This is a genomic window from Mycobacterium sp. E2699, from assembly GCF_001666745.1.
In the GTDB taxonomy this organism is placed as follows: domain Bacteria; phylum Actinomycetota; class Actinomycetes; order Mycobacteriales; family Mycobacteriaceae; genus Mycobacterium.
On the sequence record NZ_LZJH01000090.1, the window covers coordinates 78,951 to 98,442 of the forward strand.

The 19,492-nt window shown below is 68.7% G+C and carries 16 protein-coding genes; 8 read left to right on the forward strand and 8 right to left on the reverse strand.

Annotated features, from left to right (window positions below):
• The first annotated feature begins 124 nt into the window (after positions 1-124).
• Positions 125-1,003 carry a L,D-transpeptidase family protein gene (locus A5696_RS16135; RefSeq protein ID WP_082969034.1) on the forward strand — a complete coding sequence of 293 codons (879 nt, stop codon included), beginning with the start codon at positions 125-127 and terminating at the stop codon, positions 1,001-1,003.
• A gap of 87 nt (positions 1,004-1,090) precedes the next feature.
• Here A5696_RS16135 and A5696_RS16140 read toward each other — a convergent pair whose 3' ends face one another.
• Positions 1,091-1,843 carry a beta-xylosidase gene (locus A5696_RS16140; protein ID WP_067880838.1) on the reverse strand — a complete coding sequence of 251 codons (753 nt, stop codon included), beginning with the start codon at positions 1,841-1,843 and terminating at the stop codon, positions 1,091-1,093.
• A 296-nt stretch (positions 1,844-2,139) separates the two neighbouring features.
• Here A5696_RS16140 and gap point away from each other — a divergent pair, with 296 nt between their 5' ends.
• The 4 genes from gap to secG are packed head-to-tail and all read left to right on the forward strand — an operon-like array spanning position 2,140 to position 5,479.
• Complete coding sequence (gap, locus tag A5696_RS16145) at positions 2,140-3,171, forward strand: type I glyceraldehyde-3-phosphate dehydrogenase (protein ID WP_067880841.1); 1,032 nt, start codon at positions 2,140-2,142, stop codon at positions 3,169-3,171.
• Positions 3,172-3,173: 2 nt separating this feature from the next.
• On the forward strand, positions 3,174-4,400 hold the full coding sequence (gene pgk / locus A5696_RS16150) for a phosphoglycerate kinase (RefSeq protein WP_067880844.1): 1,227 nt from the start codon (positions 3,174-3,176) through the stop codon (positions 4,398-4,400).
• A 29-nt stretch (positions 4,401-4,429) separates the two neighbouring features.
• Entirely contained in the window at positions 4,430-5,215 is a 786-nt protein-coding gene (gene tpiA / locus A5696_RS16155; protein ID WP_067880847.1) for a triose-phosphate isomerase, read from the forward strand.
• A 30-nt stretch (positions 5,216-5,245) separates the two neighbouring features.
• Entirely contained in the window at positions 5,246-5,479 is a 234-nt protein-coding gene (gene secG, locus A5696_RS16160; protein WP_066929551.1) for a preprotein translocase subunit SecG, read from the forward strand.
• On the opposite strand, the gene A5696_RS16165 is transcribed toward secG, so the two are convergent.
• Positions 5,466-7,502 carry an APC family permease gene (locus A5696_RS16165; RefSeq protein ID WP_067880850.1) on the reverse strand — a complete coding sequence of 679 codons (2,037 nt, stop codon included), beginning with the start codon at positions 7,500-7,502 and terminating at the stop codon, positions 5,466-5,468. The two genes, secG and A5696_RS16165, sit on opposite strands and share 14 nt — an antisense overlap.
• 176 nt (positions 7,503-7,678) lie before the next feature.
• Between A5696_RS16165 and ppc the strand changes: the two genes are divergently transcribed.
• A complete protein-coding gene (ppc, locus tag A5696_RS16170; protein WP_067880853.1) occupies positions 7,679-10,489 on the forward strand; it encodes a phosphoenolpyruvate carboxylase in 2,811 nt (936 codons plus the stop codon).
• A 16-nt stretch (positions 10,490-10,505) separates the two neighbouring features.
• Positions 10,506-11,297 carry a DUF1206 domain-containing protein gene (locus tag A5696_RS16175; RefSeq protein ID WP_067880856.1) on the forward strand — a complete coding sequence of 264 codons (792 nt, stop codon included), beginning with the start codon at positions 10,506-10,508 and terminating at the stop codon, positions 11,295-11,297.
• A gap of 2 nt (positions 11,298-11,299) precedes the next feature.
• On the opposite strand, the gene A5696_RS16180 is transcribed toward A5696_RS16175, so the two are convergent.
• Genes A5696_RS16180 through tkt form a run of 6 tightly spaced genes read right to left on the reverse strand, consistent with a single transcriptional unit; the run spans position 11,300 to position 18,188 of the window.
• Positions 11,300-11,680, reverse strand: a complete 381-nt coding sequence (locus A5696_RS16180) for an ATPase (protein ID WP_067880859.1) — start codon at positions 11,678-11,680, stop codon at positions 11,300-11,302.
• Between the two features lie 23 nt (positions 11,681-11,703).
• Positions 11,704-12,441: a 6-phosphogluconolactonase gene (gene pgl, locus A5696_RS16185; protein ID WP_067880862.1), complete on the reverse strand. Its 738-nt coding sequence runs from the start codon at positions 12,439-12,441 to the stop codon at positions 11,704-11,706.
• On the reverse strand, positions 12,438-13,349 hold the full coding sequence (gene opcA / locus A5696_RS16190; RefSeq protein ID WP_067880864.1) for a glucose-6-phosphate dehydrogenase assembly protein OpcA: 912 nt from the start codon (positions 13,347-13,349) through the stop codon (positions 12,438-12,440). Before opcA ends, pgl begins: the two co-directional genes overlap by 4 nt.
• A gap of 49 nt (positions 13,350-13,398) precedes the next feature.
• Complete coding sequence (gene zwf, locus A5696_RS16195) at positions 13,399-14,964, reverse strand: glucose-6-phosphate dehydrogenase (RefSeq protein WP_067880867.1); 1,566 nt, start codon at positions 14,962-14,964, stop codon at positions 13,399-13,401.
• Positions 14,961-16,082 (reverse strand): transaldolase, encoded by a 1,122-nt coding sequence (gene tal, locus A5696_RS16200; RefSeq protein WP_067880870.1) that lies wholly within the window; start codon positions 16,080-16,082, stop codon positions 14,961-14,963. The genes zwf and tal overlap by 4 nt, the downstream gene beginning before the upstream one ends.
• A 15-nt stretch (positions 16,083-16,097) precedes the next feature.
• A complete protein-coding gene (gene tkt / locus A5696_RS16205) occupies positions 16,098-18,188 on the reverse strand; it encodes a transketolase (RefSeq protein ID WP_067880873.1) in 2,091 nt (696 codons plus the stop codon).
• 254 nt (positions 18,189-18,442) lie between these two features.
• Here tkt and A5696_RS16210 point away from each other — a divergent pair, with 254 nt between their 5' ends.
• A complete protein-coding gene (locus A5696_RS16210; protein ID WP_082969035.1) occupies positions 18,443-19,429 on the forward strand; it encodes a heme o synthase in 987 nt (328 codons plus the stop codon).
• Positions 19,430-19,492 lie beyond the last annotated feature (63 nt).

Below are 19,492 nucleotides of genomic sequence, written 5' to 3' on the forward strand. Positions count from 1 at the left end.
GGCTCGCCGTGGCCAAACCGTGACAGAGATTTGACCAATTACGTACGCGCCCTTGCCCTTCCGCTGGTCACGGCACGTTTAGCATCCCTATTACAACTGTGTCAGTTGAAAGGGAATGTGAGCCATGCGGGCGGTTGTTCGGTGTGCGCTTGCCGTCGTCGGGATCGCTGCCAGCGTGGCTGCGGGGCCCGCCGACATCCGCTTCACCGCGGCGAGCCGGCCGTACGGCTCGGCCATCGCGTCGATATTGCCCGCGCGGGGCTCCGTGGTGGGGGTGGCGCACCCCGTGGTCGTGACCTTCAGCGCGCCGGTCGCCAACCGGCATGCCGCCGAGCGCGCCGTCCACGTCGCATCGGCGCCCCCGATGACCGGCAGGTACGAATGGCTCGACGACGACGTGGTGCGGTGGGTTCCCGACCGGTACTGGCCGGCGCACAGCACGGTGGCGCTCTCGGTGGGCGGCGTGGCCACGCAATTTCAGACGGGGCCCACCGTCCTCGGCGTCGCCAACATCGCCGATCACACGTTCAGGGTGAGCATCGACGGGGTCGACTCGGGACCGCCGCCGTCGCTGCCGGCGCCGCACCACCGGCCCCACTGGGGTGAAGCGGGCGTGCTGCCTGCCTCGATGGGCAGGCCGGAGTACCCGACGCCGGTCGGCTCCTACACCGTCCTGTCCAAGGAACGCACGGTGATCATGGACTCGAGCAGCGTCGGTATCCCCGTCGACGATCCCGACGGTTACCGGATTCCGGTGGACTACGCCGTCCGCATCACCGGCCGCGGCCTCTTCGTCCATTCGGCCCCGTGGGCCGTCAACGCGATGGGACTGGAGAATGTCAGCCACGGCTGCATCAGCCTGAGCCCCGAGGACGCGGAGTGGTACTTCAACACCGTCCACGTCGGGGATCCGGTGATCGTCGAGGACCGCCAACAGCCGGCCCCACAACCGGACCCGCAACGGCAGAAGCCGCCGCTGCTCTGGGAGGCTCCGCCCAGCTGACGTGCGAATGCGCGCGTTGCCGGACCCCCGCATACGAAACGGACCCGCTGTAGCTAACCAGCGGGTCCGTCAGGCGCGGAACCGACCTCAGTGCGCGGGGCCGGGTGCGATCGGCTGGCCGGGCGCGGGACCCCCGGCCGGCGGCGCGGCGACCGGGTCGCCCTTACCGGTCCCGGCCATGTCGATGATGGGAGCAGCGGCCGGCGCCGCGCCCTCGACGGGACCACCGGCCAGCGCGATCAGCGGAGCGCCGACCGGGACGACCGGCACCGGCGCACCCACGGGGATCGGCGCACCCACGGGAATCGGCGCACCTATCGGAACGGGCGCACCCACGGGGATGGGGGCGCCGACCGGAACCGGCGCACCCACCGGAACCGGGGCACCCACGGGCACCGGCGCACCCACGGGCACCGGCGCGCCGACGGGCACGGGCGCGGCGGCAGGCACCGGCGGCCCGAGCGCGATCAGCGGAGCACCGGCCGGCACCACCGGAACCGGCCCGGGCGCGACCACCGGAACACCGGACATGTCAGTGAGCGGGGCGCTACTCGTGCAGACCGTGGCGGCCGGTGCCGGTCCGCCGGCCGCGGGTGCGCCGGCCGCCGTTCCGCCCGCCGCGGGTCCGACCGCTCCCGGCGCGCCCGCGACCAGCGGTCCACCGGCGGCCGCCGGGCCGTGCGCTGCGGGCGCGCCCGCCTCGCCCGACTGTCCCTGGATGCACGCGTAGCCACCGGTTTTGAGCGGGGCGGCCGCCACATCCGGGCTCAACGCTATAGCGGCCCCGCACAGCCCGGCGATGGCGCCAACCGTGATGTTGAACCGATCAAAGCCCGTCATCAACCTCGACTCCTTAAGCATTCGCAATCAAATCCGGCAGCGTGACCGCACAGCCACACCGCGGCCGTGTCGAATGTATGGCTTGCCGTCGCTATTGGACACGCGACGATTCGGGGGCTTATCGAACCGATACAAAGGAGACACGCTCCGGTGACCGCAGCCGAGTGAACCTGGCCAGGGGCGGTGCAGGAGCCCGCGCTGTTACCGGCGCGCGGCGGCGCTTCCTGCTGATCTAGGCTGACGACGAGCGCGTAATCAGCGGACTCACGAAGACATCAGACGACAGGGAGAGACCAGTGACTGTCCGAGTAGGGATCAACGGCTTCGGTCGAATCGGACGCAACTTTTACCGGGCCCTTCTGGCTCAGCAGGAGCAGGGCTTGGGCAGTCCGGGGGCCGATATCGAGGTGGTGGCGGTCAATGACATCACCGACAACGCCACGCTGGCGCATTTGCTGAAGTTCGACTCGATATTGGGCCGCCTGCCCTACGACGTCACGCTGGAGGGCGAGGACACCATCGTGGTCGGCGCCACCAGGATCAAGGCGCTCGAGGTGCGCGAGGGTCCGGCGGCCATGCCGTGGAGCGACCTCGGCGTCGACGTCGTCGTGGAGTCCACGGGGTTGTTCACCAACGCGGCCAAGGCCAAGGGGCACCTGGACGCCGGCGCCAAGAAGGTGATCATCTCCGCGCCGGCCACCGATCCCGACATCACCATCGTGCTGGGCGTCAACGACGACAAGTACGACGGCAGCCAGAACATCATCTCCAACGCCTCCTGCACGACCAACTGCCTGGCGCCGGTGACCAAGGTGTTGCAGGACGAGTTCGGCATCGTCAAGGGCCTGATGACCACCGTTCACGCCTATACCCAGGACCAGAATCTGCAGGACGGCCCGCACAAGGACCTGCGCAGGGCGCGGGCGGCGGCGCTGAACATCGTGCCGACCTCCACGGGGGCGGCCAAGGCGATCGGGCTGGTGATGCCCGAGCTCAAGGGCAAGCTGGACGGGTATGCGCTGCGGGTGCCGATCCCCACCGGTTCGGTGACCGACCTCACCGTCGAGTTGTCCAAAGCCGCCGGCGCCGAGGACATCAACGCCGCGTTCAAGGCCGCCGCCGAGGGACGGCTCAAGGGCATCCTGAAGTACTACGACGCACCGATCGTGTCCAGTGACATCGTCACCGACCCGCACAGCTCGATCTTTGACTCCGGGCTGACCAAGGTGATCGACAACCAGGCCAAGGTGGTGTCCTGGTACGACAACGAATGGGGCTACTCCAACCGCCTCATCGACCTGGTCGCGCTGGTCGGCAAGTCGCTGTAATCGTGTCTGTACCAAGCCTGGAGGACCTTCTGGCCGAAGGGGTTTCGGGCCGCGGCGTGCTGGTGCGCTCCGACCTGAACGTCCCCCTCGACGAGGACGGCGCCATCACCGACGCCGGCCGCATCAGCGCGTCCGTGCCGACGTTGCGGGCGCTTCTCGAGGCCGGCGCCAAGGTCGTGGTCACCGCGCACCTCGGCCGTCCCAAGAACGGGCCCGACCCGAAGTTCTCGCTGGCGCCGGTCGCCGCGGCGCTCGGCGACCAGCTCGGCCGGCACGTCCAGCTGGCCGGCGATGTCGTCGGAGGTGACGCGCTGGCCCGTGCCGAGGGGCTGACCGACGGCGACATCCTGCTGCTGGAGAACATCCGCTTCGATCCGCGAGAGACCAGCAAGGACGACGGCGAGCGGTTGGCGCTGGCCCGGCAACTGGCCGAATTGGTCTCGCCCGACGGCGCTTTCGTCTCCGACGGCTTCGGGGTGGTGCACCGCAAGCAGGCTTCGGTGTACGACGTGGCTACCCTGCTGCCGCACTACGCCGGCACGCTGGTGGCCGAGGAGATCCGGGTGCTGGAGCAGCTGACCAGCTCGACCAAGCGCCCCTACGCGGTGGTGCTCGGCGGGTCGAAGGTGTCCGACAAGCTCGGCGTGATCGAGTCGCTGGCGACGAAGGCCGACAGCATCGTTATCGGCGGCGGCATGTGCTTCACTTTCCTTGCCGCACAGGGTCTTTCGGTGGGCACCTCGCTGCTCGAGAACGAGATGGTCGACACCTGTCACAGGTTGTGCGAGACGCACGCCGACGTGCTGCACGTACCGGTGGACATCGTCGTGGCGGAGAAGTTCGACGCCGACTCGCCACCCAAAACCGTGGCGGCTGACCGGATTCCGCAAGACAGGATGGGCCTCGACATCGGCCCCGAATCGGTCCGGCGGTTCGCGGCCCTGCTGTCCAACGCGCAAACCATCTTCTGGAACGGCCCGATGGGCGTGTTCGAGTTCCCGGCCTTCGCCGCGGGGACCAGGGGCATCGCCCAGGCGATCGCCGAGGCGACGCGCAAGGGCGCGTTCAGCGTGGTGGGCGGCGGGGACTCCGCGGCCGCGGTGCGCGCGCTCGGCATCCCCGAGGGTGACTTTTCGCACATCTCCACCGGCGGCGGCGCGTCGCTGGAGTACCTGGAGGGCAAGACGCTGCCGGGCATCGAGGTGCTGGGCCGGCCGCAGCCTTCTTGAAGCCAAGTTGAGCCAAGCGAAGGAGACTCGTGAGCCGCAAGCCACTGATCGCCGGCAACTGGAAGATGAACCTCAATCACTTCGAGGCCATCGCGCTGGTGCAAAAGGTCGCGTTCGCGCTGCCGGACAAGTACTACGACAAGGTCGACGTCACGGTGCTCCCGCCGTTCACCGACCTGCGCAGCGTGCAGACCCTGGTGGACGGCGACAAGTTGCGGCTGACCTACGGCGCCCAGGACCTGTCGCCGCACGACTCGGGCGCCTACACCGGTGACATCAGCGGCGCCTTCCTCGCCAAGCTCGGCTGCAGCTTCGTCGTGGTCGGGCACTCCGAGCGGCGCACGTACCACCACGAGGACGACGCGCTGGTGGCCGCCAAGGCGGCCGCCGCGCTCAAGCACGAGCTCACCCCGATCGTGTGCATCGGCGAACACCTCGACGTCCGGGAAGCCGGCAATCACGTGCCGCACTGCGAGGAGCAGCTACGCGGCTCGCTGGCGGGCCTGGCGGCCGAGCAGCTCGGCAAGGTCGTCGTCGCCTACGAGCCGGTCTGGGCGATCGGAACCGGGCGGGTGGCCAGCGCGTCCGATGCTCAAGAGGTGTGCGCGGCGGTCCGGAAGGAGTTGGCCTCGCTGGCGCCGCCGGAGGTCGCCGACGCCGTGCGGGTGCTCTACGGCGGCTCGGTGAACGCCAAGAACATCGGCGACATCGTCGCGCAGGCCGACATCGACGGCGCCCTGGTCGGCGGCGCGTCGCTGGACGGCGAGCAGTTCGCGACGCTGGCCGCCATCGCCGCCGGCGGGCCGCTCCCGTGACGGCGCGGCGGCCCCGGTAGGCTTGCCCCCATGCAATTGGCTCTGCAGATCACCCTGGTGGTCACCAGCATCCTGGTGGTGTTGCTGGTGTTGCTGCACCGCGCCAAGGGTGGCGGCCTGTCGACGCTGTTCGGCGGCGGCGTGCAGTCGAGCCTGTCCGGGTCGACGGTGGTGGAGAAGAACCTCGACCGGCTGACGGTGTTCATCGTGGGCATCTGGCTGGTGTGCATCATCGGCATGGCCCTGCTGATCAAGTACCGCTGACCCCGCTGGCCGCGCGCGCTTCGCTCGACGCGGCGCGGTCGATCCCGCTGCGGACGTCGCCGGCCCGATATTCGATGCGGGACAGATCCCGGCGCTCGGACGAACGCAGTTGCCACGGCACGCTGGTGACCATGACGCCCGGCTCGAAGAGCAGGCGCCCCTTGAGCCGCCACGAGCTCTGGTTGTGCAACAGGTTCTCCCACCAACGGCCGACGACGTATTCGGGGATGTACACGTTGATGACGTCCCGGGGCGCGCCGTTGCGCAGCCGCTTGATGTAGTCGACGACGGGTCGGGTGATCTCGCGATAGGGCGATTCGATGACCTTCAGCGGTACGTCGACGCTCAGGTTCTCCCAATCCTCGACCAACGCCGTGGTATCGGGTTCGTCGACCTTCACCGTCAACGCGGTGAGCGTGTCGGGATTGGTCGCCCGGGCGAACATGACCGCGCGCAGGGTCGGCTTGTGCCAACTCGAGACCAGCACGATCGCATGCACCCGGCTCGGCCGGACCTGCTCGTCTTCGTCCTCGATGCGCAGCTCCGAGCCCACGGCGGCGTAATGCCGTCGGATGCCCGTCATCAGCAGGCACAGCACCGGGATCGCGATCACCACCAGATAGGCGCCATGGGTGAATTTGGTCACCATCACCACGACCAGGACGACACCGGTGAGGCAGGCGCCGAACGCGTTGATGGCCCGCGCGCGGTAGACCTTGAGCCGTTGCGCTCGGGTGTCGGCGTCGCGCAGTGCGCGGTTCCAATGCCACACCATGCCCGTCTGGCACAACGTGAAAGAGGTGAACACGCCCAGGATGTAGAGCTGGATCAGCCGGGTCGTCGAACCATCGAACGCGTAGATCAGCCCGCCGGCGATCGCGGCGAGCAGAAGGATGCCGTTGGAAAACGCGAGCCGGTCACCGCGGGTGTGCAGTTGCCGCGGCAGGTAACGATCCTGCGCGAGGATCGAGCCCAGGAGCGGAAATCCGTTGTAGGCGGTGTTGGCGGCGAGGATCAGGATCAGCGCCGTCGCGGCCTGCAGGTAGTAGAACATCACGCTGTTGTTGCCGAACACCGCGGCGGAGATCTGCGCGATCACCGTGCGCTGCGGGTCCCGGTTGCAATCGCCGTGAAACCCGACGAGATCGCAGGTGTTTTCCACGACACGCGTGTGCGCGATCAACGCCAGCGCGGTCACGCCGACAAACATCGTGATCGCCAGCGCTCCCATCGCGGACATCGTCCGTGCGGCGTTGAGCGCCTTGGGTTTCCGGAACGCCGGCACCCCGTTGGAGATCGCCTCCACGCCCGTGAGCGCGGTGCACCCGGACGAAAACGCGCGCAGCGCCAGCAGGGCGATCGCGAGCAGGGTGAGGCCCGACTGCTCGGCGTGGATGCCGTAGTGTGCGCTCTCGGCCTGCGGCGCGTCGCCGAGAAGAGTGCGAACCACGCCGATGACGATCATCAGCAGCACGCCGGCGACGAAGGCGTAGGTCGGCACGGCGAAGGCCCGGCCGGACTCGCGGACGCCACGGAGGTTCATCGCGGTCAACACCAGGATGAACCCCAAGTTGACCGCCACCCGGTACGGATTCAGTTCGGGCACAGCGGAAATGATGTTGTCCACCCCCGCCGCGACGGACACCGCCACCGTCATGACGTAGTCCACCAGCAGCGCAGCCGCCACCACCAGCCCCGCGCGCGGCCCCAGGTTCCGGGAGGCGACCTCGTACGACCCGCCACCGCTGGGATAGGCCTGCACCACCTGCCGGTAGGACAACACCACGACGGCGAGCAGCAGCACCACCGCGGCGGCGATCCACGGTGTCAGGTACAGGTAGCTGAGGCCGCCGAGGGTCAGGATCAACAGGATCTCTTGTGTGGCGTAAGCCACGGAGGACAACGGGTCGCTCGCGAAGATCGCCAAGGCGATTCGCTTGGGCAACAGCGTGTGGTGCAGTCGGTCGCTGCGAAAAGGCCGACCCACGATCAGGCGCTTGACCAGCGAAGTCGGTGACGACACGGTAGGAGCGTAGTGGCGAATCCGCGCACGCGACCGCCGAGAGCCGTAGAGATTCCGTAAAAGTTCGGCCCGGGACCGTCTAGCTTTCGCAAGCGCCACCGACGCGGGCCGGGCCGCCGTCGTAGCATGCGCCGCCTCGGCGGGCGCACGACGTGTTTCGCACCGATACTGGACGCATGGCTGAGGGTCCCGACACCGCGCTGGAACCGATCGGCGCCGTCCAGCGCACCCGGGTGGGCAGGGAGGCGACCGAGCCGATGCGCGCCGACATCCGGCTGCTGGGCACGATCCTCGGCGACACCGTGCGAGAGCAGAACGGTGACGAGGTGTTCGATTTGGTCGAACGCGCGCGGGTGGCGTCCTTCCGGGTGCGGCGCTCCGAGATCGACCGGGCGGAGATGACGCGGATGTTCGACGGCATCGACATCCACCTGGCGATCCCGATCATCCGGGCGTTCAGCCACTTTGCGCTGCTGGCCAACGTCGCCGAGGACATCCACCGCGAGCGCCGGCGGAAGATTCACGTGGCCGCCGGCGAGCCCCCGCAGGACAGCACCCTGGCCGCGACCTACGCGAAACTGGATCTGGCCGAGCTGGATTCGGCGACGGTGGCCAACGCCCTGCGGGGCGCCCTGGTGTCGCCGGTGATCACCGCCCATCCCACCGAGACCCGCCGGCGCACCGTGTTCGTCACCCAGCACCGGATCACCGAGTTGATGCGGCTGCACGCCGCCGGGCACACCGAGACCGATCACGGCCGCAACGTCGAGCTCGAGTTGCGCCGCCAGGTGCTCACGCTGTGGCAGACCGCGCTGATCCGCCTGTCGCGGCTGCAGATCACCGACGAGATCGAGGTCGGCCTGCGCTATTACCCGGCCGCGCTGTTCAAGGTGATCCCGCAGGTCAACGCCGAGGTGCGCGGCGCGCTGCGCACCCGCTGGCCTGACGCCGACCTGCTCGCGGCGCCCATCCTGCAACCCGGCTCGTGGATCGGCGGTGACCGCGACGGGAACCCGAACGTGACCGGTGACGTCGTGCGGCGCGCGACCGGCAGCGCCGCGTTCACCGCGCTGGCGCATTACCTGGCCGAGCTCACCGAGCTGGAACAGGAGCTGTCCATGTCGGCGCGACTGATCACGGTCACCGCCGGGTTGACCGCGCTCGCCGAGGGCTGTGACGACAAGGCTCGTGCCGACGAACCCTACCGGCGGGCGCTGCGGGTGATCCGGGGCCGGCTCACCGCGACGGCCGCCGAGATCCTGGACCGCCGACCGCAGCACGAACTCGACCTGGGCCTGCAGGCGTACTGCGCGCCGGGCGAACTGCGGGCCGACCTGGACGTGGTCGACGCCTCGCTGCGCACGCACGGCGCCGGTCTGCTGGCCGACGATCGGCTGGCCCGGCTGCGAGAAAGCGTGCACGTCTTCGGGTTTCACCTGTCGGGTCTGGACATGCGGCAGAACTCCGACGTGCACGAGCAGGTGGTCGGAGAGCTGCTGGCCTGGGCCGGGGTGCACCCGGACTACGGCTCGTTGGCCGAGGACGAACGCGTCGGGCTGCTGGCCGGGGAGCTCGCCATCCGGCGCCCGCTGGTCGGCGACCGCACCGCCCAATTGTCCGAGCTGGCCCGCGGCGAGCTGGGCGTCGTCGCGGCGGCGGCCCGCGCGGTCGAGCGTTACGGCCCGGCGGCGGTGCCCAACTACGTCATCTCGATGTGCCAGTCGGTGTCGGACGTGCTGGAGGCCGCGATCCTGCTCAAGGAGGCCGGCCTGCTGGACGCCTCGGGTCCGGAAACCTATTGCCCCGTGGGCATTTCACCGCTGTTCGAGACGATCGACGACCTGCACAACGGGGCGTCGATCTTGCAGGCGATGCTCGACCTTCCGCTGTACCGGTCGCTGGTCGACGCCCGCGGCGGATGCCAGGAGGTCATGCTCGGCTACTCCGACTCCAACAAGGACGGCGGCTACCTGGCCGCCAACTGGGCCGTCTACCGGGCCGAGTTGACCCTCGTCGAGGTGGCCCGCAAGACCGGTATCCGGTTGCGGCTCTTCCACGGTCGCGGCGGCACCGTCGGCCGCGGCGGCGGCCCCAGCTACCAGGCGATCCTGGCGCAGCCGCCGGGGGCGGTGAACGGGTCGCTGCGGCTCACCGAGCAGGGCGAGGTGATCGCCGCCAAGTACGCCGAACCGCAACTGGCGCGGCGCAACCTGGAGAGCCTGGTGGCGGCCACGCTGGAATCGACGCTGCTGGACGTCGAGGGCCTGGGCGAGGCCGCGGAGCCGGCCTACGCGGTGCTCGACGAGGTGGCGGCCCTGGCGCACCGGGCTTACGCCGAATTGGTCCACGACACACCGGGTTTCGTCGACTACTTCAAGGCATCCACCCCGGTCAGCGAGATCGGGTCGCTGAACATCGGCAGCAGGCCGACCTCGCGTAAGCCCACCGAATCCATCTCCGACCTGCGCGCCATCCCGTGGGTGCTGGCCTGGACGCAGTCGCGGGTGATGCTGCCGGGCTGGTACGGCACCGGATCGGCGTTCGAGGAGTGGATCGCGGCCGGCCCGGAAAGCGAAGGCGAGCGGGTGAAGGTCCTGCACGAGCTGTACGAGCGGTGGCCGTTCTTCCGCAGCGTGCTGTCGAACATGGCGCAGGTGCTCGCCAAGAGCGACCTGGGCCTGGCGGCCCGCTACTCCGAACTGGTGGCCGACGAATCGTTGCGGCGCCGGGTGTTCGACAAGATCGTCGACGAGCACCGGCGCACCATCGCCATGCACAAGCTCGTCACCGGCCACGACGACCTGCTCGCCGACAACCCGGCGCTGGCCCGGTCGGTGTTCAACCGCTTCCCATACCTGGAGCCGCTGAACCACCTCCAGGTCGAGTTGCTGCGCCGCTATCGATCCGGCGACGACGACGAATTGGTGCAGCGCGGCATCCTGCTGACGATGAACGGCTTGGCGAGCGCGTTACGCAACAGCGGATGACGGGCATCCACGTGGAATGGAACCGGCACAGGTGGCGCAGAACACCGTCTTCGAACGACTCGCCCGGGCCGGGTATGTCGTCAACGGGCTGCTGCACCTGATCGTCGGCTACCTCGCCTTCCGGATGGCCTTCGGCGACGGCGGCACGGCCGATCAGACCGGTGCGCTGGCGACGCTCGCGGCCAAACCGGGCGGTCCGGTCGCGCTCTGGGTCGCCGCGGCCGCCCTGCTGACGATGGGCCTCTGGCGGCTCGTCGAGACGGCCCTCGGCCGGTCCTACGACCGCAAATCCGAGGACGCGTCGTCAAGCGTGTGGGACCGGGCGAAGGCCTTCGGACTGGCCGCGGTCTATCTCGCGTTCGCCTATTCGGCTTTCGGGTTCGCGCGGGGTGCGGGAAGGCCGGCCGATCAACAGAATTCGAGCATCAGCGCCCGCCTGATGCAGACCACCGCCGGCACCCTTGCGCTGATCGCGTGCGGCGTGATCATCGTCGGCATCGGCGCCTATCACGTCTACAAGGGCGCGAGCCGCAACTTCGTCGGAGACCTCAAGGGCAAGTCGGGTGGCCTGGTGCGACGGCTCGGCGCGGCCGGCTATGTCGCAAAGGGCACGGTGATCGCCGTCACCGGGGCGCTGATCGTCGTCGCCGCCTGCCGCTCGGAACCGAAGAGGGCCACCGGGCTCGACGGGGCGCTGAAAACCCTCGGCGCGCAGCCCTACGGGGCGGCGTTGTTGATCGCGGCCGGCGCGGGAATCATCACGTACGGCCTGTACAGCTTCGTCATGGCCCGATCCACCAAGATGTAGGGCTAGCGGTTGCGCAACCGGTCCAGCATGCCGCGCACGGCGTGCTCGGTCATCGACAGCGGCGACATCATCGTCTCGCCCACCTTCACCATGTCGTCGATCCGCTGCACGATGGCCTCCACCGGCTCGACCAACACGATCAGCCGCTTGGCCAGATCGTCGAGGCTGGCCAGGGTCCCGTCCAGGTGATCCAGCCCAGCCTCCATGCGCTCCACGGTGGCGTTCAGGTTCGACAGCGAGCTGTTGAGCTCCGTCATCGTCCTGCTCAGGCCGTCGAGGACGTCCTCGACCTGTTCGACGGTCTTGTCGGCGTTCAGGGCGGCCTGGGTGAGGGTCTTGATCCGGCTTCGCTCGGACCCACCGCGCACGGTTCTGTCTGCCATGACTGAATTATGACTCCGACGCCTCAGCCGGGAAGCTTGGACGCGGCCTCTCGGTCGAGCAGCCAGAGCGTGGTCTCGCGCCCGATGGCTCCGGCCGCGGGCACCGACGCCGGCGCGGCGCCGCCGATGGCGGCCGCCGCCGCCTCGGCCTTGCCCGCCCCGGACACCATCAGCCACACCTCGCGCGAGCGCTGGATCGCGGGCAGCGTCAACGTGATTCGCTGCGGCGGCGGCTTGGGGGAGTCCTCGACGGGAAGCACCATGCGCGTCGTCTCCCGCACTGCGGGCGTGTCGGGGAACAGCGAGTTGATGTGGCCCTCGGGCCCCATCCCCAGCAGGTGGACGTCGAAGTTGGGCACCGGCTCGCCGGTTTCGGCGTTGGCGGCCAGCAACTGCTCGTAGGCCAGCGCCGCGGCGGCGAGATCGGCGCCGAACTCGCCGTCGCTGGCGGGCATCGCGTGCACTTGGCTCGACGGGATGTCGATGTGATCGAGCAGGGCTTCCCGCGCCTGCTTGTCGTTGCGCTCGTCGTCGTCCTCGGGCACGTAGCGCTCGTCGCCCCAGAACAGATGGACGGTGGACCAGTCGATCGGCTGATCTCTGAGGTGTCTCAGCAGCCCGATGCCGTTGCCGCCGCCGGTCAGCACGATCAGCGCCCGTCCCCGGGCCGTCACGGCGGAGTGAATGGTATCCACCAGGCGTCCGCCCGCGGCTTCGACCAGGGCGCCGCCGTCCGGAAAAACCTCGACTTCGGGACTCATACGTACTGCACCTTCTCGATCCCTTCGAGCGCGGCAAAATAGATTTCGTCGGCGTCCAGCCGCCGCAGGTCCTCGGCCAGGCATTCACCGGTTTCCCTGCGCGCCAACGGAACCAGTGCGTCCGGCTTGGCGGTCCGGCTGAGCGTGGCCGTCCTGCCGTCCTGCGGCCTGCTCAAGACGACGGTCTCGCTCTTGCGTGTCAGCTCGACCTTGAGGTCGCCCACCGCGCGGCGCACCGGGCCGTCGATCCGGCTGGCGAGCCAGCCCGCCATGATGTCCAGGGCGGGCTCGGACTTCAAACCCGACACCAGGGCCGACTCGATCGGTTCGTGGGGCGGCTGGTCGACGGTGGAGGTCAGCAGCGCCCGCCAATAGGTGACACGCGCCCAGCACAGGTCGGTGTCGCCGGCGGTGTATCCGGGCAGCCGGCTCTTGATCGCCGACAACGGGTCGACGCCGTTGGTGGCGTCGGTGATGCGGCGGATCGCCAACTTGCCCAGCGGGTCTCGGGCGGGCACCTCCGGGGCGATGTCGGGCCACCACGCCACCACCGGGATGTCGGGGAGCAGGAAGGGAATGACCACGCTGGACGCGTGGCCGGCCAGCGGACCGGACAGCGTCAGGATCACCACCTCGCCGGCGCCGGTGTCGCCACCGGCGCGCAGCTGCGCGTCCAGCCGGGCTTCGTCGGCGTACGGATCGCCCCGCATCGTGACGATGATCCGGCTGGGGTGTTCGTGGCTGGCGGCGTTGGCCGCGGCGAGCGATTCCTCAAGCATGTCTTCGCTGTCGGGCACGATGATCAGCGTCAGCACCCGCCCCATGGTGACGGCGCCCACCTTCTGGCGAAGCTCGTCAAGTTTCTTGTTGACCGCGTTGGTGGTGGTGTCGGGCAGATCGACAATCATTGGCGCCGCTCCTCAGCATCACTGCGTTCTGCATCGTCGCCGGCGCGGATCATGGCCGCCGCCATTCCCGGCCCGTGCGGCGCAGCATCTCGAACGCCGACTCCGGACCCCAGGTGCCGGCCTCGTACGGGTCGGGCTTGCCGTGCGACGCCCAGTTCTCCAGCACGGGATCCAGTATCTCCCAGGCCAATTCGACCTCTTCGTTCACCGGGAACAGCGACGGCTCGCCCAGCAGCACGTCGAGGATCAGCTGCTCATAGGCCTCCGGTGATTCCTCGGCGAATGCCGAGCCGTAAGAGAAGTCCATGTTGACGTCGCGGACCTCCATCGCGGTGCCCGGCACCTTGGAGCCGAACCGCAGCGTTGTGCCCTCGTCGGGCTGCACGCGGATGACCATGGCGTTGGCGCCCAGCTCGTCGGTCATCGTGGCGTCGAACGGCAGGTGCGGCGCGCGCTTGAAGATCAGGGCGATCTCGGTCACCCTGCGGCCCAGGCGTTTTCCGGTGCGCAAGTAGAACGGCACGCCCGCCCAGCGGCGGGTGTCGACCTCGAGCGTGATCGCGGCGAACGTCTCGGTGGTGGAGTCTTTGGAAAACCCCTCCTCGTCCAGCAGCCCGACGACCTTCTCGCCGCCCTGCCAGCCGCCGGTGTACTGGCCGCGGCTGGTGGTCTCGTCGAGCGGTTCGGCGAGCTGCGTCGCCGAGAGCACCTTGATCTTCTCGGTCTGCAGCGCAGCCGGATTGAAGCTCACCGGCTCCTCCATCGCGGTCAGCGCCAGCAGCTGCATCAGGTGGTTCTGGATGACGTCGCGGGCGGCGCCGATGCCGTCGTAGTAGCCGGCCCGGCCGCCCAGCCCGATGTCCTCGGCCATGGTGATCTGCACGTGGTCGACGTAGTGGGCGTTCCAGATCGGGTCGAACAACTGGTTGGCGAATCGCAGCGCCAGGATGTTGCGGACCGTCTCCTTGCCCAGGTAGTGGTCGATGCGGAACACCGCCTCCTCCGGGAAGACGGCGTTGACGGTTTTGTTCAGCTCGCGGGCGCTATCCAGGTCGTGGCCGAACGGCTTTTCGATGACCACCCGGCTCCACCGGTCGCCCTGCGGCCGGGCCAGACCGGACTTGTGCAGCTGCTCGCACACCACCGGGAAGGCGTTCGGTGGGATCGCCAGGTAGAAGGCGTGGTTGCCGCCGGTGCCGCGCTCGGCGTCGAGCTTCTCCAGCGTCTCGGCGAGCCGGGCGAACGCCTCGTCGTCGTCGAAAGCGCCCGGCACGAAACGGAATCCCTCGGCCAGCCGCTCCCAGTTCTCCTCCCGGAACGGCGTGCGGCAGTGCTCCTTGACGGCCTGGTAGACCACCTTGCGGAAGTCCTGGGTCTGCCAGTCCCGGCGGGCGAAGCCCACCAGCGAGAAGGTCGGCGGCAGCAGCCCGCGATTGGCGAGGTCGTAGATCGCCGGCATCACCTTCTTACGGGCCAGGTCGCCGGTGACGCCGAAGATCACCATGCCGCACGGGCCGGCGATCCTGGGCAGACGCTTGTCCTGCTTGTCCCGCAACGGGTTCCGCCACGGCGTGGCGCCCCCCCGAGGGCCCGCTTTCGAGTTCGCAGGCGTCATTTGCCGTTGGAGTCCAGTTGCTTCTGTGTCTCTTCCAGCAGCTCCGACCAGGACTCCACGAACTTGTCCACGCCCTCTTTCTCCAGGACGATGAAGACATCGGTCAGGTCGACGCCGACGCCGGCCAGCTTGTCGAACACCTCCTGAGCGGCCGAAGCGGTGCCGGTGACAGTGTCGCCCTTGATGTCGCCGTGATCGGCGACGGCGTCAATCGTCTTCTCCGGCATGGTGTTGACCGTGTTCGGCGCTACCAGCTCGGTGACGTAGAGCGTGTCGGAGTAGTCGGGGTTCTTGACGCCCGTGGAGGCCCACAGCGGGCGCTGCACCCGCGCGCCGTCGGACTTGAGCGCCGCGTAGCGATCACCGCCCTTGAAGACCTCCTCGTAGGCGGCATACGCCAACCGGGCATTGGCCACCCCGGCCTTGCCGCGCAGCCCGAGCGCCTCCTCCGATCCGATCTTCTCCAGCCGCTTGTCGACCTCGGTGTCCACCCGCGACACGAAGAACGACGCCACCGAATGGATCTTGGACAGGTCGTGGCCGGCTTCGCGGGCCTTCTCCAGCCCGGCCAGGTAGGCGTCCATCACCGCGCGGTGCCGCTCGACGGAGAAGATCAGCGTGACGTTGACCGAAATCCCTTCCGCCAGAACGGAAGTGATGGCCGGGATGCCGGCTTCGGTCGCCGGGATCTTGATGAACAGGTTGGGCCGATCGACGATCTTCCACAGCTCGACGGCCTGCGCAACGGTCTTGTCGGTGTCGGCGGCCAGCCGCGGGTCGACCTCGATGGACACCCGGCCGTCGACCCCGTCGGAGCCCTCCCACTGGGGACGCAGCACATCGCACGCGCTGCGCACGTCGTCGGTGGTCACCGTGCGCACGGTGGCGTCGACGTCGGCGCCGCGCTCGGCGAGCTCGGCGATCTGACCGTTGTAGGAATCGCCCTCGGCGAACGCCTTCTGGAAGATCGACGGGTTGGTGGTCACGCCGACAACGCTCTTGGTGTCGATCAGCTCCTGCAGGTTGCCCGACTGCAGCCGCTCGCGCGACAAGTCATCCAGCCACACCGATACTCCCGCCGCGCTCAGCGCCGCGAGGTTAGGGTTCTGACCGGCCATGTGAATCACCCTTTCTCAGTTGTCCACTACCTGTTCCGCGGCGGCAGCGACGGCTTCGGCGGTAAAGCCGAATTCACGGAACAACGTCTTGTAGTCGGCCGATTCGCCGTAGTGCTCGATCGACACGATCCTGCCGGTGTCGCCGACCAGCTTGTGCCAGGACTGCGCGACCCCGGCCTCGACGGCCACCCGCGCCGACACCGACGGTGGCAGCACGCTGTCCCGGTACTCCTCGGGCTGCGACTCGAACCACTCCACGCACGGCATCGACACCACGCGGGCGACGATGTCCCTGTCGGCCAACAGGTTTCGCGCCTCGACCGCGAGCTGAACCTCGGAGCCGGTGCCGATCAGCACGACGTCGGGCTCGTCGCCGCCGTCGTCGCCGAGGATGTAACCGCCCCGCCCGACGCCCTCGAAGCTGGTGCCCTCCAGCACCGGGACGCCCTGGCGGGTCAGGATCAGGCCGACCGGTCCGCTGCCGTTGCCGCGGGCCAGGATCGTGCGCCAGGCGTAGGCCGTCTCGTTGGCGTCGGCCGGGCGCACCACCGACAGGTTCGGGATGGCGCGCAGCGCCGCCAGGTGTTCGATGGGCTGATGCGTCGGGCCGTCCTCGCCCAGGCCGATCGAATCGTGGGTCCAGACGTAGATGGTGTCGATGTCCATCAGCGAGGCCAGCCGCACCGCCGGGCGCATGTAGTCGGAGAACTGCAGGAACGTGCCGCCGTAGGCGCGGGTCGGGCCGTGCAGCACGATGCCGGACAGGATGGCGCCCATCGCGTGCTCACGAACGCCGAAGTGCAGGGTGCGGCCGTACCAGTCGGCGGTGTAATCCTTCGTCGAAATCGACGGCGGCCCAAACGATTTGACGTTGTCCATGGTGGTGTTGTTGCTGCCCGCCAGGTCGGCCGAGCCGCCCCACAACTCGGGCAGCTTCGGGCCCACCGCGTTCAGCACCTTGCCGGACGCCGCGCGGGTGGCCAGGGGCTTGTCTTCCGGCGTCCAGGCCGGGACGTCCGCGTCCCAGCCGTCGGGCAGCTGCTCGGCCGTCAACCGGTCCAGCAGCGCCTTGCGGTCGGGTTCGCGCTGCGCCCACGCGTCGAACTCGGTTTGCCACTTCTCGTGAGCTTCCTTGCCCCGGTCCACCAGCTTGCGGGTGTGGGCGATGACGTCGTCGCGCACCTCGAAGTTCTTGTCGGGGTCGAAGCCCAGGATCTTCTTGACGGCCGCGACCTCCTCGTCGCCGAGGGCCGCGCCGTGGGCCTTCCCGGTGTTCATCAGCTTGGGCGCCGGGTAGCCGATGATGGTGCGCAGCTCGATGAACGACGGCCGGTCGGTGACGGCCTTGGCGTTGGCGATGGCCTCCTCGATGCCGACGACGTTCTCGCCGCCCTCGACCCGCTGCACGTGCCAGCCGTAGGCCTCGTAGCGCGCCGCGGTGTCCTCGCACAGCGCGATGTTGGTGTCGTCCTCGATCGAGATCTGGTTGTGGTCGTAGAACACGATGAGGTTGCCCAGCTGCTGCACGGCCGCCAGCGACGACGCCTCGGACGTCACCCCCTCCTCGATGTCCCCGTCGGAGGCGATCACGAAGATGAAGTGATCGAACGGGCTGGTGCCCGGCTCGGCGTCCGGATCGAACAGGCCGCGCTCGTAGCGCGACGCCATCGCCATCCCGACCGACGACGCCAGGCCCTGGCCCAGCGGGCCGGTGGTGATCTCAACGCCCTTGGTGTGCCGGAACTCCGGGTGCCCGGGCGTCTTGGACCCCCAGGTGCGCAGCGATTCGATGTCCGAGAGCTCCAGACCGAACCCGCCGAGGTACAGCTGGATGTACAGCGTCAGGCTGCTGTGCCCGGCCGACAGCACGAACCGGTCGCGGCCCAGCCAGTAGGTGTCGCTGGGGTCGTGGCGCATCGTGCGCTGAAACAGGGTGTAGGCCAGTGGGGCCAGGCTCATCGCCGTCCCCGGATGACCGTTGCCGACTTTTTGCACCGCGTCGGCGGCGAGCACCCGGATCGTGTCAACCGCAGCCGAATCGATCTCGGTCCAGTCGTCGGGCAGGTGCGGTTGGGTCAGCGTGGAGATCTCTTCGAGTGTGGTCAAGACTCTGTCCTTGGGGTCATCGAGCTGATCAATCCCACCCTAGTGCGGGAGCGCCGGCTAATGCAGTGCAGGATCCGGGTACCCGCGGCCGGGCGGTGCGAAAATACGCGCCCGTTGCCTGCGCTTTGCAATTCGTTCGGAATTCTCGGAAGAATCTGCCTGAATGGACCCTGCGGGTCGGCTGCCGGTGGCCCGCGGTCTACCATCGTGCGTAGTAGATGCTGCGCGCTGCTGCGACCCCGAGGAGTTAATGCGTGAGCGTTCGCGGGCGCGTCGCGCCGAGTCGAGAAGCACCGAGCCGAGGCCATGGCGCCGCCCGGCGACAAGCCGGGCCCGAGAGCGGCCCGGTGCGGGGCGGGGCCATCGGCACAGTGCTGGCGTACCTGGCGCTGACCAAGCCGCGCGTCATCGAACTGCTGCTCGTCACCGCGATACCCGCCATGCTGCTCGCCCACCGCGGGACCGTGAACCCGCTGCTGATCCTCGACACCCTGATCGGCGGAATGCTGGCCGCCGGCGGCGCCAACACGCTCAACTGCGTGGCCGACGCCGACATCGACAAGGTGATGAAGCGCACCGCGCGCCGGCCGCTGGCGCGGGCCGCGGTGCCGACGCGCAACGCCCTGGTGCTGGGGCTGGTGCTCAGCGTTGGTTCGTTCTTCTGGCTCTGGTGGACGACGAACCTGCTGTCCGGGCTGCTCGCCGTCGCCACCATCGCGTTCTACGTGTTCGTCTACACGCTGTTGCTCAAGCGCCGCACGTCGCAAAACGTCGTGTGGGGCGGGGCGGCCGGTTGCATGCCGGTGATGATCGGCTGGTCGGCCGTCACCGGCACCATCGGTTGGCCGGCGCTGGTGATGTTCGCGGTCATCTTCTTCTGGACGCCGCCGCACACCTGGGCGCTGGCGATGCGCTACAAGGACGACTACAAGGCGGCCGGGGTCCCGATGCTGCCCGCGGTGGCGACCGAGCGTCAGGTCACCAAGCAGATCCTGATCTACACCTGGCTGACGGTGCTCGCGACGCTGGCGCTCGCGCTGGCGACCGGCTGGCTGTACGCGGCGGTCGCCTTCGTGGCCGGGGCGTGGTTCCTGGCGATGGCCCACCAGCTCTACGCGAGCGTGCGCGGGGGCGAGCCGGTCAAGCCGTTGCGGCTGTTCCTGCAGTCGAACAACTACCTGGCGGTGGTGTTCTGCGCGCTGGCGCTCGACTCCGTCGTCGCGCTGCCGACGCTGCTCTAGTCGATCGCCGAGCAGTCGCAAAAGCCCCTCATTCCGTCCCGAAAAGGGGGCTTTTGCGTCTGC

What these genes read in the sequence shown, in the direction of transcription:
- A5696_RS16135 (WP_082969034.1), top strand. Translation starts at nt 125, where the DNA reads ATGCGGGCGGTTGTTCGGTGTGCGCTTGCCGTCGTCGGGATCGCTGCC.
- A5696_RS16140 (WP_067880838.1), bottom strand. Translation starts at nt 1,843, where the DNA reads ATGACGGGCTTTGATCGGTTCAACATCACGGTTGGCGCCATCGCCGGG.
- A5696_RS16175 (WP_067880856.1), top strand. Translation starts at nt 10,506, where the DNA reads ATGGAACCGGCACAGGTGGCGCAGAACACCGTCTTCGAACGACTCGCC.
- zwf (WP_067880867.1), bottom strand. Translation starts at nt 14,964, where the DNA reads ATGACGCCTGCGAACTCGAAAGCGGGCCCTCGGGGGGGCGCCACGCCG.
- pgl (WP_067880862.1), bottom strand. Translation starts at nt 12,441, where the DNA reads ATGAGTCCCGAAGTCGAGGTTTTTCCGGACGGCGGCGCCCTGGTCGAA.
- secG (WP_066929551.1), top strand. Translation starts at nt 5,246, where the DNA reads ATGCAATTGGCTCTGCAGATCACCCTGGTGGTCACCAGCATCCTGGTG.
- opcA (WP_067880864.1), bottom strand. Translation starts at nt 13,349, where the DNA reads ATGATTGTCGATCTGCCCGACACCACCACCAACGCGGTCAACAAGAAA.
- A5696_RS16180 (WP_067880859.1), bottom strand. Translation starts at nt 11,680, where the DNA reads ATGGCAGACAGAACCGTGCGCGGTGGGTCCGAGCGAAGCCGGATCAAG.
- ppc (WP_067880853.1), top strand. Translation starts at nt 7,679, where the DNA reads ATGGCTGAGGGTCCCGACACCGCGCTGGAACCGATCGGCGCCGTCCAG.
- tal (WP_067880870.1), bottom strand. Translation starts at nt 16,082, where the DNA reads ATGGCCGGTCAGAACCCTAACCTCGCGGCGCTGAGCGCGGCGGGAGTA.